Origin of the sequence: Streptomyces sp. NBC_00190 (genome assembly GCF_036203305.1) — a bacterium.
Classification (GTDB): Bacteria; Actinomycetota; Actinomycetes; order Streptomycetales; family Streptomycetaceae; genus Streptomyces.
Genome location: NZ_CP108131.1, coordinates 6,268,812 through 6,282,283 on the forward strand (window position 1 = coordinate 6,268,812; position 13,472 = coordinate 6,282,283).

Here is a 13,472-nt window from a genome sequence, read left to right on the forward strand (position 1 = left end):
GACTCTCCGGGTGGTGCGACATGGGAACGTCACACTTCACATCGCACCGCCCGGAGTACATGAAGTACCGCACCGCTCGCGGTTCGCTTCACCCGGCAGTAATCCTGCGAGAACACCCCCAGCAGTACCGAAGTACCAGCGGTAACCCCGCAGTACCCGCAGTACACGCAATGAGAATTCGCGTCGCCTCGGGCCGTCACCCCGGGTCGTGCAGCCAAACGGAGTTTCCCAAATCCCGCGTCTCCAATCTTTATGCGGGTGCCCCTTTGAACCTTGGGAGTTAGGCACCATGACCCAGTCGTCTGTAGAGCCCAAGACCACCGCGGAAGAGGCCGGCGACGGCTCTCTCAATCCCGCCGGGCGTTCTTGGCTCGATCGGTACTTTCACATAACCCACAGAGGATCCAACGTCGGCAATGAGGTTCGTGGCGGTATCACGACCTTCATGGCGATGGCGTACATCCTCCTGCTCAACCCGCTGATCCTCTCCGGCAAGGACGTCGCCGGAGACACGATGAGCCAGAAGGCCGTCATCACGGCCACGGCGTTCGCCGCGGCCCTGACGACGCTCCTGATGGGCTTCGTCGGCAAGGTGCCGCTCGCCCTGGCCGCCGGACTCTCCGTCTCCGGCGTGCTGTCCTCGCAGGTCGCCCCGCAGATGACCTGGCCGCAGGCCATGGGCATGTGCGTGATGTACGGCGTCGTGATCTGTCTCCTGGTCGTCACCGGCCTCCGCGAGATGATCATGAACGCGATCCCGCTCGCCCTCAAGCACGCGATCACCATGGGCATCGGCATGTTCGTCGCCCTCATCGGCCTCGTGAAGGCCGGCTTCGTCGGCAACGGCGGGGAATTCGCTCCCCCCGTGACCCTCGGTGCCGCGGGTGAGCTCGCCGGCTGGCCCGTTCTGATCTTCTGCGTGACCGTGATCTCCATCTTCATGCTGCAGGCCCGCAAGGTCCGCGGCGCGATCCTGATCGGCATCGTCGGCGGCACCGTGCTCGCCGCGATCATCAACATCGTCGCGGACGTCGACCCGAAGGCCTGGCGCAGCGGTGCCCCCGAGCTCACCGGCTCGGCGGTCTCGATGCCGGACTTCTCGCTCTTCGGCCAGGTCTCCTTCGGCGGCTGGGGCGACGTCGGTGTCATGACGGTCGGCATGATCGTCTTCACCCTGGTGCTCGCCGGCTTCTTCGACGCGATGGCCACCATCATCGGCGTCGGCACCGAGGCCAAGCTCGCCGACGACAAGGGCCGCATGCCGGGCCTGTCCAAGGCCCTGTTCATCGACGGTGCCGGTGGCGCCATCGGTGGCATCGCGGGCGGCTCCGGCCAGACCGTGTTCGTCGAGTCCGCCACCGGCGTCGGCGAGGGAGCCCGCACGGGCCTCGCCTCCGTCGTCACCGGTCTCTTCTTCGCCGCCTGCCTCTTCTTCACCCCGATCACCCAGATCGTCCCGGGTGAGGTCGCCTCCGCGGCCCTGGTCGTCATCGGCGCGATGATGATGCAGAACGCCCGCCACGTGGACTGGGCCGACAGCGCGACCTCGATCCCGGTCTTCCTGACCGTGGCGATCATGCCCTTCACGTACTCGATCACCGCTGGTGTCGCGGCCGGTGTGATCTCCTATGTGGCGATCAAGGTCGCGCAGGGCAAGGCCCGCGAGATCGGTGCCTTCATGTGGGCGCTGACCGTGATCTTCGTGGTCTTCTTCGCCCTGCACCCGATCGAGGGCTGGCTCGGGGTCAAGTAGCCCGGGCGGCGATTCGTAGCCACCCTCCACGCATCCGATACTGGAAACCGAACGTCTCCGAGGAGGCCGCACATGCTGGACATCGCCGAAGATCTGAACCGGTGGGTCGAGCAGGGACGTGACTTCGCCGTCGCCACGGTCGTGGCGGTCGGCGGGAGCGCGCCCCGGCAGCCCGGGGCCGCCCTCGCCGTGGACAGCGAGGGCACGGCCATCGGCTCGGTGTCCGGCGGATGCGTGGAGGGCGCGGTGTACGAGCTGTGCCGGCAGGCCCTGGATGACGGCGAGAGCGTCCGGGAGCGTTTCGGATACAGCGACGACGATGCCTTCGCCGTGGGCCTGACCTGCGGCGGCATCATCGACATCCTCGTGACCCCGGTCCCCGTGGGCTCTCCCGCGCGGGACGTGTTCGCGGCCGGTCTGGCCGCCGCCGCCCGTGGGGAGGCGGCGGCGGTCGCCCGGATAGCCGAGGGCCCGGCCGAGCTGATGGGCCGCGCGGTGCTCGTCCGCGCCGAGGGCCCCTTCCAGGGAGGCTTCGGAGGCCACCCCGAGCTGGACCGCACCATCGCCGAAGAGGCCCGCGCCATGCTCGACGCCGGCCGGACTGGCGTGCTGGAGATAGGTGCCGACGGCAGGCTCTGCGGAGAGCCGCTGAAGGTGCTGGTCGAGTCCAGCGTCCCGCCCCCGCGGATGATCGTCTTCGGGGCCATCGACTTCGCCTCCGCCCTGGTGCGCATCGGCAAGTTCCTCGGCTACCGGGTCACGGTGTGCGACGCGCGGCCGGTGTTCGCGACGAAGACCCGCTTCCCCGAGGCGGACGAGATCGTCGTCGACTGGCCGCACCGCTACCTGGAGACCACCGCGGTCGACGGCCGGACCGTCCTGTGCGTGCTCACGCACGACGCCAAGTTCGACGTGCCGCTGCTCGAACTGGCCCTGCGGCTTCCCGTCGCCTACGTCGGCGCCATGGGCTCCCGCCGCACCCACGAGGACCGCAACAAGCGGCTCCGCGAGGTCGGCGTGACCGAGCTCGAACTGGCCCGGCTGCGCTCCCCGATCGGCCTGGACCTCGGCGCCCGCTCCCCGGAGGAGACCGCGCTGTCCATCGCCGCCGAGATCGTCGCCAACCGCCGCGGCGGCACCGGCGCCGCCCTGACCGGGGCGCACATCCCGATCCACCCCGATCTCCAGGCCACCTCGACCACGGTGATCGGCCGGATCGGCTCCGTCGCTTGAAGAGCTGACGCCGGAACGTGAGAAACCGGAACGTGAGAACAGGGCGCACCCCGTAGGGGTTGTGCCCTTTTATCGTTCCGTCTATGTTACCGCCGGTAACGGGGGGCACCCTCTCCATCCCTTCCCCACAGCGGAGTTGAACGGATGTCACGTACCCTGCGCACCTTGGGCGCGCTGGCCGCGGCCACCCTGCTGACCTCCTTCGCGCCGGCCGCGGCCGCGCCCGGAGAGGGCACCCGCGAGGTGCTCTTCGTCGGGAACAACTGGGAGGGGACCGCCGACGTCCTCGCCTCCACCGGCGATCTCGCCAAGGTCGGCAGGATCAACGTGATCCCCGACAAGGAGGAACGGCTCCGGGAGATCTACCTCAACCCCGTCAAGCTCGGCTTCTTCCTGGGGATCCGCGCCACGGCGGGCGAGGGCCACGACCAGTTCGTGGACGACATGTACACCACGCCCGACGGCTCGGCCGTCGTCGCCTCCCGGCCCAGCTTCGCCGACGTCGTCTCGGTCGACGTGCGGACGGGGCGGATCAACTGGCGCTTTCCCGTCGCCGGTTACCGCGCCGACCACATGGCCGTCTCGCCGGACGGCACCCGGGTCGCGGTCTCGGCCTCCACCGCCAACACCGTGCACGTCCTGGACATCGCCACCGGCCGGCAGGTCGGCTCCTTCGGCACCGGCGACAAGCCCCATGAGAACAGCTTCAGCCGCGACGGCCGCTTCCTGTGGAACAGCTCCATCGGAGACGTGACCTCCGTCCTCGACGCGCCCTGGCTGGACTGGACGAAGGGCGACCGCAAGATCACCGTGGTCGACGCGCAGACCTTCCGCACGGTCCGGGTGATCGACATGCGGGAGCGGCTGGACGCCTTCGGCCGCCCGGACCTGTCGGACGCGGTACGCCCCGTCTCCTTCAGCCCCGACGAGTCGAAGCTCTACTTCCAGGTGTCGTTCTTCAACGGATTCCTGGAGTACGACGTGGCCACCGACCGGATCACCCGCCTCAAGACCCTCCCCGAGAACCCCGCCACCACCACCGACCGCACCAAGTGGGTCAACGACTCCCGCCACCACGGCATGTCCATGAGCCCGGACGGGACCAAGCTCTGCATCGCGGGCACCATGGACGACTACGCGACCGTCGTGGACCGGGCCACCCTCGCCGAAGGGCCGCTCGTACCCGCCGACAAGCCGTACTGGGCCACCGTCGACGGCGACGGCACGGCCTGCGTGATCTCCGAGAGCGGCGCCGACCGGGTCACGGCCATCGACTTCGCCACCGGCGCCAAGCGGGTCTCCGTCCCCGTCGGCGACCACCCGCAGCGGGTCCGTCTCGGCCGCGTCCCGGCGGGCTGGACCGGCCCCGCCGCACGGTAGCCGAACGGCCGCGACGGCGGGGGCGGGCGAGCGGACCGCCCCCGCCGCCCCGGAGCTGGGGTCAGGAGGGCAGCGAGATCCGGGCCGCGGACATGCCGAAGTCCGCGCCCCAGACCCGGGTGGACAGCGCGTCGGGCAGTGCGTGGAGGTCCTCCTCGCGGTAACGGCGGCACTTCCGGTGCCAGTTGAGGATGCCCGCGAGCCAGTCCTCCAGCTCGCCCACGTAGGCGTCGAGCCCGGCCCGGGCCTCCTCGTCCAGCTTCCAGTCGTCGTAGAGCAGCGGCAGCTGGCGGGCGACGATGTGCTCGAACTCCTCGGTGCGCTGCGTCATCAGCGCATGGCAGATGTGCAGCGCCTGCGCGTATCCGATGTCGAAGAAGTTCCGGGTGACGAGCACGTAGTTGTGGACCTCGCCTTCGACCTCCACCTCCTTCTGGTACGAGAAGATGTCGTTCAGCAGGCAGGCGGAGTCGGCGGCCGCGTTCTCCAGGGACCGGATGGTCCCGGAGGCGTAGATCCTCTCGGGAATGCCCCGCCCCGCCTGTCCCAGACGGCACAGGTACATCGTGAGCTGCGAGCCGAAGGTGTGCCGGCGCATCTCCGCGTAGTCCACCGGGTCGGGGATGCGGTTCAGGATCTGGTTCTCCGCCTCCCACACCCAGCTCTCCAGCATGCGTACGAGGGTGGCCCGGAATTCGGCGCGGACGGCCGGGCCCATGCCCTGGCTGGTCCGTACCCACAGGTCGGCGAGGGAACGCTCCATCGCCGTGAGCGGTACGCCCTGCTCGGCGTGGTCGACCGGGATCATGCCGATCAGCCGCGCCGTGGTCGCCTTGGCGGCCGCCAGGTTCTTGGCCTGGGCGAACACCACCGGGTAGTAGTCGTCCCCGTACGTCCCCCAGGTCAGCCAGCAGGCGTTCAGGAGCAGTGCCTCGGGCGTGGCGTCGGGGTCGATGCCGGCCGAGCAGAGCGCGAAGTCGTAGCCCCGCAGCTTCTGTTCGTCCCAGATGGCTGACCCGGGATCGCCGGGCCGCGGGTCCAGCAGGCCCATCCGCCGCGCCCAGGCGACGGATCCCTCGCGCGCGTGGTCCAGGTACGGGCTGAGGGAGAGCGTGAACGGCATGTAGACGTCCGGGATCACGGACGGGCCGGTGCGCTCGAACGGGACGTGGGTGAAGGACCGGCGGCGCATCTCCATCGAGCGCCGCGTGAAGACGGACCGGAGGTCGAGCGCGGCGGTGCCGGGCCCGGACGGGAGGAAGGGCAGGGTGAGCGGGGCGGTCGCCCGGGCCTCCTTGTTCATGTAGCGGCTGGAGACCATGTGCCACTCGTGGCCGCCGGACTGCCAGTCCTGGAGGCCCTTGGCGTAGGCCAGGACGGCCGCGATCTCCGCGGGGTTCATGGCCTGGTCGGCGAAGAGCTGGGGGAGCTCGGCGAGCGCGGTCTGCTCGAACTGCTGGAGGCGGGAGGTGAGCAGGTCGTTGGAGGCTTCGGCGGCCTCCTGGGTGGTGCAGCCGAGGAAGGTTTCCAGCACCAGGACGGCGTTGGAGAGCTCGCCTTCGTCGGCGACCTCGCGCTCGTAGGAGAAGAGGTCGTTCCTGATGTGCACGGCGTCGGAGAAGGCGTCGCGCAGCACCCCGAGCGGACGCGAGTGCGCGACGCGCGCCGGGACCTCGGCACAGACGTACTCGATCAGGCCGGCCGACCAGGGGGCGCCGCCCACCTTGCGGCGCATCTCGATGTATTCGAGAGGGTTCGCCACGCGCCCGATGTTGATGTTGGCCAGTTCCCACATCGACTCGTCGAGGAGGTTCTTCGTGGACTCGGAGAATCGTTCCCGCCAGTTGGCCGACATGGCCGGCACGGTCCGCTTCCACAGGTCCGCGAGCCCCGCCTCCACCGGGTTGGTGGGCTCGGGGAAGCCGTCGGCCAGGTCCATCGGCATGAAGGCGGCGAGCTTGTCGAGGTAGTCCTTGGCGCCGTCGCGGTCCTGCGAGCGCTTGTACATCTCCAGGAAGTGGTCGTCGAAGAAGAAGACCCAGACGTACCAGTCGGTGACCAGGGACAGCGCCTCGCTGTCGCAGTCGGGGTGCGTGTACGAGCACAGCAGCGCGTAATCGTGGGAGTCGAGGTCGCTCTCCTCCCAGACGCCGGATCCTTCCAGCATCCCGAGCGCGCGGGCCCATTGCTTGGTGTGGACCCGCGCGTCCTCCAGGTGGGGGTTCAGTCGCGCCGGATAAGGCACATAGAAATCCGGCAGTTGGAACGGCTGCGTCACGGCGGGGTCGGCCCTTCGTCCATGGGTGCGGGGGCCGGTGGCCCGGTCCCCGCACGAGATCAGCAGTGCCCTACCCCTGGTGCCCCTGGGATAAGGGGGAGTTCACCGCTTCAGGTGACGGACGAGTCGTTCTGCGCCGCCGAGGCCTGGTGCGGGATAGAGGCCCCCCGCCCGGGCCGGTCGCCGTACTGGTCGGCCTGGATCCGGAACATGGATGCGTAGCGGCCGCCCTGCGCCAACAGCTCGTCGTGGCTGCCCTGTTCGACGAGCCGGCCCTCGTGCAGCACGTAGATGACGTCGGCGAACCGGACACCCGACATCCGGTGCGAGACGAGGACGACCGCGCGCTGCGGACCTGCCAGGCCGCGGATGCTGTCGAAGGCGGCGATCTCCGCCTCCGGGTCGAGGGCGGAGGTGGGCTCGTCCACGACGAGGACACGGGCGTCGCGGAACCGGGTGCGGGCCAGGCCGAACTTCTGCCACTGCCCGCCGGACAGCTCCGAGGCTCCCCTGAACACCCGGGCGAGCAGGGTCTCGTAGCCGTGCGGAAGCTTCTCGACGACCCGGTCGGCGCCCGCGTACCGGGCGGCCGCGACCACCTCCGCCGCCTGGTCCACCGACCCGTCCGGTCCTTCGGCGGCGGGCCTGCCCATGGCGATGTTGGTACGGGCGGTCACCGGCCAGCGCTCGAAGTCCTGGGTGAGCAGGGCGACCCGGTCGAAGACCTGCTCCCGGTCGGCGTCCCGCACCTCCACCCCGTCCCAGGTCAGCGATCCGGAGTCGGGCAGGTGCAGACCGGCGAGGAGTTTGACCAGCGTGCTCTTGCCGGAGCCGTTCTCGCCGACCAGGGCGACGACGCTGCCCGCGTCGATGGTGAGGGAGACGCCGGTCAGGGCCGGCTCGTCCCGGTCCGGGTAGCTGAAGTCCACGTCGACGAGCCGGAGCGTCCCGAGCCGCTCGGCCAGCGGGAGCCCGCCGGGCGGGATGGCGCGGCGGCCCGCCTCGGCGACGAACCGTTCCATGTCCCGTACGTACAAGGACTCCTCGTGCAGGGTGTTGGTGGTGGCGACGAGGGCGCCCAGGCTGGCCGAGCCGGTCCGCACCGCGATCACGGCGGTGCCGGCGACCGCCAGGTCCATCCGGCCGGAGACGATGAGCGCGCCCATCGCCGCGTAGGTGACGAGGGCCGCGACACCGGACAGCGCGGCGGGCAGCAGTTCGGTGGCCGCCTTGTCCTTGGCGAGGCGGGTGGCCTCGCCCTCGGCGTGCTCGGCCATCTGCCGGTAGTGGCCGAGGAGGTAGTGCCCGACCCCGTGGACCCGCACCTCGGGGGCCGACGTACGGGAGATCAGCAGCTGGCCGATGAGCCGGGAGGCCCGGACGTGTTCCACCCAGGTGATCGTGGAGAGGTAGCGGCGCTGGGCCACCCGCATCGTGCCCCAGCCGCGCGGGGCGGCGATCAGCAGCAGCATGGGCAGCAGCAGCGGGTGCAGCACGGTGAGCACCCCGGCGGTGGCGACGAGGGAGAACAGCCCGCCGAGGGTGGTCACACAGGCCCCGACGGTCCGGCGGGCCGAGGGCGGGCCCCACTGGGCGCTGTCGAGCAGCCGCCGGAAGTCCCCGTCCTCGATGGCTTCGAGCTCCACCTCGACGGCGGCCTTCAGGTACTGCTCGTGCGCGGCCCGCTCCACCTTCGGCTCCAGCCGCCCGGCGGCCGCCGTCGACCGGGAGGCCAGTACGGCGCCCAGTACGGTGACCAGCGCGCCCGCGGCGAGGGAGGGCAGGGCGGCGTGCAGCCGCTCGGCGGCACTGCCCGCGCCGAGCAGCGAACGGAGCACCACGCTGAGGACGAGCAGCCCGACGGCGGAGGTGATCCCCTGGCCGGCCTCGGTGACGGCGACGGTGAGCAGGGCGCGCCGGTCGGTCTGCCAGGCGAGCCGGAGCGTCCCGCCGGCCATGCGGGGCATGGAGCGCAGGGTGGTCAGGAGCCGGCTCTCCAGCCGGGCGTAGTCGTGGTTGGCCCAGCCGGCGTCGTAGCGCAGGGGCCCGCCGAAGAGTCGGCGCTCACTCTCGGAGACGGCGGGCTCGGCGGGCGCGGGCCGCTTGAGGAGCCTCATGAGCGGCCACCTCCGCCCGCTGCCGGGTCGAACGCCACACGAACGTGCACGGATCGCAAGGTTCCTCCCGAGGTGCCGCGGCTGCGCACTGACAGCCGGAAGAACGTGGCTGTTCAGAGCGACGTCACGGGGCGCGGGGAGCGAACGTTCGTACAGAGTTCCGGTGCGGCCGGGGAACCCAAGGGGCGGCCGGGGGCCGGGTCGTGACGCGGCGTTCGAACCACCCGGCGGTGGGGATGACCCCCTTCGAGGGATTGCGTGACCTCGCGGAGCGCGCAGGAGGCGGTCCCCTTCGTCGCGGGGCGGCCGAGGAATGCCGCGGAATGCCGCGGAGTGTCGGAAGACAGAATGATTGTCTGATTGGGTTAGGTTTGCCCCGTTAATGACTCCGGCGTTCCGGGAGGGACACTGATGGCGATCGATCTGGACAAGGTGCTCGACAAGGCGTGGGCCGACAAGCCGCTCTCCGAGGTGCTCACGGCCCCCGTGGCGGCGCTCAAGGGCGTCACGGACAAGGACGGCGAACTGCTGCACCAGGCGTTCGGCGTCAAGACCGTCGCCGACTTCGGGCAACTGAAGTACGTGCGCTGGGCGCAGGCGCTCGTCGCCCTGAACCAGACCGTCAAGGCGTAGGCCCTCTCGTACGGCTCGCGGTCCGGGCGGGCCGACGAAAAGGCCGTCCCCCTCACCCTTGCGGTTTCCCGTGGGTGAGGAGGACGGCCTTCGCGCGTGGACCGGAGGCCGGACCGGCTACTCGGCCTCGCCCTCCAGGTTGCCCTCCGTGTCCAGGTAGACCTGGCGCAGGGCTTCGAGGACCTGCGGGTCCGGCTTCTCCCACATGCCGCGGGACTCCGCCTCCAGCAGGCGTTCCGCGATGCCGTGCAGGGCCCAGGGGTTGGCCTCCTCCAGGAAGGCGCGGTTCTCCGGGTCCAGGACGTACGTCTCGGTCAGCTTGTCGTACATCCAGTCGGCTACCACGCCCGTCGTGGCGTCGTAGCCGAACAGGTAGTCCACCGTCGCCGCGAGCTCGAAGGCGCCCTTGTAGCCGTGGCGGCGCATCGCCTCGATCCACTTGGGGTTGACCACGCGGGCGCGGAAGACGCGCGAGGTCTCCTCGACCAGGGTGCGGGTCTTGACCGTCTCCGGTCGGGTGGAGTCGCCGATGTACGCCTCCGGCGCCGTTCCGCGCAGGGCGCGGACGGTGGCCACCATGCCGCCGTGGTACTGGAAGTAGTCGTCCGAGTCCGCGATGTCGTGCTCACGGGTGTCCGTGTTCTTCGCGGCGACGGTGATCCGCTTGTACGCGGTCTCCATCTCGCTGCGGGCGGGGCGGCCCTCCAGGCCGCGGCCGTACGCGTACCCGCCCCACACCGTGTAGACCTCCGCGAGGTCGGCGTCCGTACGCCAGTCGCGGGAGTCGATCAGCTGGAGGATGCCCGCGCCGTACGTGCCCGGGCGCGAGCCGAAGATACGGGTGGTGGCGCGGCGTTCGTCACCGTGCTCGGCCAGGTCCGCCTGGGCGTGGGCCCGGACGAAGTTCTGGTCGGCCGGCTCGTCGAGCGAGGCGGCCAGCCGCACCGCGTCGTCGAGGAGGCCGATGACGTGCGGGAACGCGTCGCGGAAGAAGCCCGAGATGCGCAGCGTCACATCGATGCGGGGACGGCCCAGTTCCGCGAGCGCGATCGCCTCCAGACCCGTCACACGGCGCGAGGCCTCGTCCCAGACCGGGCGGACGCCCAGCAGGGACAGGGCTTCCGCCACGTCGTCGCCCGAGGTGCGCATCGCGCTGGTGCCCCACAGGGACAGGCCGACGGAGGCGGGCCACTCGCCGTTGTCCGTGCGGTAGCGGGTCAGCAGGGACTCGGCGAGGGCCTGGCCCGTCTCCCACGCGAGGCGGGAGGGGACGGCCTTCGGGTCCACCGAGTAGAAGTTCCGGCCGGTGGGCAGGACGTTGACCAGGCCGCGGAGCGGGGAGCCGGACGGGCCGGCGGGGATGAACCGGCCGTCCAGGGCGGCGACCACGTGGGCGATCTCGTCCGTGGTGCCGGCCAGGCGCGGGACGACCTCGCGGGCGGCGAAGTCCAGCACCGCCGCGACGTCCGCGGAATGCGCCGAGGCGGCCGAAGCCACCGCCGACGGGTCCCAGTTCGCGTCCTCCATCGCCTGGACCAGGGCGCGGGCCTGCTCCTCCACGGCGTCCGCCGAGGTGCGGGTGGCCGCGGACTCGTCCAGGCCCAGCGCCTCGCGCAGGCCCGGCAGCGCCGTCGTACCGCCCCAGATCTGGCGGGCGCGCAGGATCGCGAGGACCAGGTTCACCCGGGCCGCGCCGGTCGGGGCGCCGCCCAGTACGTGCAGACCGTCGCGGATCTGGGCGTCCTTGACCTCGCACAGCCAGCCGTCGACGTGCAGCAGGAAGTCGTCGAAGCCCTCGTCGTCCGGGCGCTCTTCGAGGCCCAGGTCGTGGTCGAGCTTCGCCGCCTGGATCAGGGTCCAGATCTGCGCGCGGATGGCCGGGAGCTTCGCCGGGTCCATCGCCGAGATCTGGGCGTACTCGTCCAGGTGCTGCTCCAGGCGCGCGATGTCCCCGTAGGACTCCGCGCGCGCCATCGGCGGCACCAGGTGGTCGACCAGGGTGGCGTGCACGCGGCGCTTGGCCTGGGTGCCCTCGCCCGGGTCGTTGACCAGGAACGGGTAGATGAGCGGCAGGTCGCCGAGGGCGGCGTCGGGCGCGCAGGCCGCCGACAGACCGGCGTTCTTGCCCGGCAGCCACTCCAGGTTGCCGTGCTTGCCCAGGTGGATCATCGCGTCGGCGCCGAAGCCGCCGTCCTCGGCGCGGGCCTGGATCCAGCGGTACGCGGCCAGGTAGTGGTGCGACGGGGGCAGATCGGGGTCGTGGTAGATCGCGATCGGGTTCTCGCCGAAACCGCGCGGCGGCTGGATCAGGATCAGCAGGTTGCCGCGGCGCAGGGCCGCGAGGACGATGTCGCCCTCGGGGTTGCGCGAGCGGTCGACGAACATCTCGCCCGGGGCCGGACCCCAGTGCTCCTCCACGCTTTCGCGCAGCTCGGCGGGGAGCTCGGCGAACCAGCGCCGGTAGTCGGCGGCCGGGATGCGGACCGGGTTGCGGGCCAGCTGCTCCTCGGTGAGCCAGTCCTGGTCGTGGCCGCCGGCCTCGATCAGGGCCCGGATCAGCTCGTCGCCGTCGCCCGAGACCAGGCCGGGGATCTCGTCGGCGGGGCCGAAGTCGTAGCCGCCGGCGATGAGGGTGCGCAGCAGCTCCACGGCGCTGGCCGGGGTGTCCAGGCCGACCGCGTTGCCGATACGGGAGTGCTTGGTGGGGTAGGCGGAGAGGACCAGCGCGACCTTCTTGTCGCGGCGGTCGATGTGCCGGAGCCGGGCGTGGCGTACGGCGATCCCCGCGACCCGGGCGGCCCGCTCGGGATCGGCCACATACGCGGGCAGGCCGTCCTCGTCGAGCTCCTTGAAGGAGAACGGGACGGTGATCAGACGGCCGTCGAACTCGGGCACGGCGACCTGGGTGGCGGCGTCGAGGGGGGACAGACCCTCGTCGTTCTCCTCCCAGTTGCTGCGCGAACCCGTCAGGCACAGCGCCTGGAGGATCGGCACGCCGAGCGCCGCGAGCGCGCCCGCGTCCCAGGACTCGTCGTCCCCGCCCGCCGAGGCGGTGGCGGGGCGGGTGCCGCCGGCCGCGAGGACGGTGGTGATGACGGCGTCGGCCCCCTCCAGCTCGGCCAGCAGCTCGGGCTCCGGGGTGCGCAGCGACGAGACGTAGAGCGGGAGTGCCTGCGCGTCCTGGGCCTCGATGGCCTCGCACAGGGTGTGCACGAAGGCGGTGTTGCCGCTCATCTGGTGGGCGCGGTAGTAGAGCACGGCGACCCGGGGGCCGGACGTCCGCCGCGCGGTGCGCTCCAGGGGGCCCCAGGTGGGGGCGGCGGCGGGCGGCTCGAAGCCGTGGCCCGTGAGGAGGACCGTGTCGGACAGGAAGCGGGCCAGCTGGCCGAGGTTGGCGGGGCCGCCGTGCGCGAGGTAGCCGTGGGCCTCGGCCGCGATGCCGATCGGGACGGTGGAGGCCTCCATCAGCTGGGCGTCCGGGGCCTGTTCTCCGGTCAGGACCACGACCGGGCGGGTCTGGCCGGGGGCGAGCAGCAGGTCGAGGCCGTCCTGCCAGGCGCGCAGGCCCCCGAGGAGGCGTACGACGACCAGGTCCACGCCGTCGAGGAGGCCGGGGAGGTCGTCGAGGGGAAGGCGGGAGGGGTTCGCGAACCGGTACGGGACGGGGCCGTCCGCGGCGCGGGCGCTGAGCAGATCGGTGTCGGACGTCGACAGCAGCAGGATCATGCGGCGGCAGGCCTTCCTCGGGGTTTCCGCGCCCCGGGCAGTGAGGGCGGCGGGAGTTCCTGACTCACCCCGTGGATCGCTCCGCGGGGTTCACAGTGGCGGGACCGCGCCGGAATCGCACCGGGCTTCCTCCCATGTCGCCGTCCTCGGCGATGGCGGGCCGAGTGGTCCGCCGGGGGTCATCCTAGGGGGCCTTCGCCCTGGCCGGGAGTGGGGGTGGTCCGCCGCGGCATCGTCGCCGGGGATCTGCCCCGGACCCCGCGCCTCAAACGCCGGCGGGGCTGGATTTGGCTGGACTGTGCTGGTGGGACGGTTGAGACGGTGGGAGGGGGCGGGGTGGTGACGGACACAG

General features: G+C 71.2%; 7 protein-coding genes and 1 riboswitch. Of the genes, 4 read left to right on the forward strand and 3 right to left on the reverse strand.

Translation table 11 applies throughout. The features are described from left to right. Nucleotides 1-289: 289 nt before the first annotated feature. From OG429_RS29780 to OG429_RS29790, 3 genes are all read left to right on the forward strand, one after another. Nucleotides 290-1,753 carry an NCS2 family permease gene (locus tag OG429_RS29780; protein ID WP_328928327.1) on the forward strand — a complete coding sequence of 488 codons (1,464 nt, stop codon included), beginning with the start codon at nucleotides 290-292 and terminating at the stop codon, nucleotides 1,751-1,753. A gap of 72 nt (nucleotides 1,754-1,825) precedes the next feature. Continuing rightward, nucleotides 1,826-2,986, forward strand: coding sequence for an XdhC family protein (locus tag OG429_RS29785; protein WP_328928328.1), 1,161 nt, complete (start codon nucleotides 1,826-1,828; stop codon nucleotides 2,984-2,986). Nucleotides 2,987-3,130: 144 nt separating this feature from the next. Continuing rightward, the gene (locus OG429_RS29790) at nucleotides 3,131-4,366 is read left to right on the forward strand and encodes a YncE family protein (RefSeq protein WP_328928329.1); all 1,236 of its coding nucleotides are present in this window, start codon (nucleotides 3,131-3,133) and stop codon (nucleotides 4,364-4,366) included. A 61-nt stretch (nucleotides 4,367-4,427) separates the two neighbouring features. On the opposite strand, the gene OG429_RS29795 is transcribed toward OG429_RS29790, so the two are convergent. Next, nucleotides 4,428-6,644, reverse strand: a complete 2,217-nt coding sequence (locus tag OG429_RS29795) for a terpene synthase family protein (RefSeq protein WP_328928330.1) — start codon at nucleotides 6,642-6,644, stop codon at nucleotides 4,428-4,430. Between the two features lie 110 nt (nucleotides 6,645-6,754). Next, nucleotides 6,755-8,761 (reverse strand): ABC transporter ATP-binding protein, encoded by a 2,007-nt coding sequence (locus tag OG429_RS29800; RefSeq protein ID WP_328928331.1) that lies wholly within the window; start codon nucleotides 8,759-8,761, stop codon nucleotides 6,755-6,757. A gap of 408 nt (nucleotides 8,762-9,169) precedes the next feature. Between OG429_RS29800 and OG429_RS29805 the strand changes: the two genes are divergently transcribed. Further along, entirely contained in the window at nucleotides 9,170-9,394 is a 225-nt protein-coding gene (locus tag OG429_RS29805) for a hypothetical protein (RefSeq protein WP_328930466.1), read from the forward strand. 117 nt (nucleotides 9,395-9,511) lie between these two features. Here the strand turns inward: OG429_RS29805 and cobN are convergent, their stop codons facing one another. Continuing rightward, nucleotides 9,512-13,120, reverse strand: a complete 3,609-nt coding sequence (cobN, locus tag OG429_RS29810; RefSeq protein ID WP_328928332.1) for a cobaltochelatase subunit CobN — start codon at nucleotides 13,118-13,120, stop codon at nucleotides 9,512-9,514. Between the two features lie 53 nt (nucleotides 13,121-13,173). After that, nucleotides 13,174-13,273: riboswitch (cobalamin riboswitch) on the reverse strand. Nucleotides 13,274-13,472 lie beyond the last annotated feature (199 nt).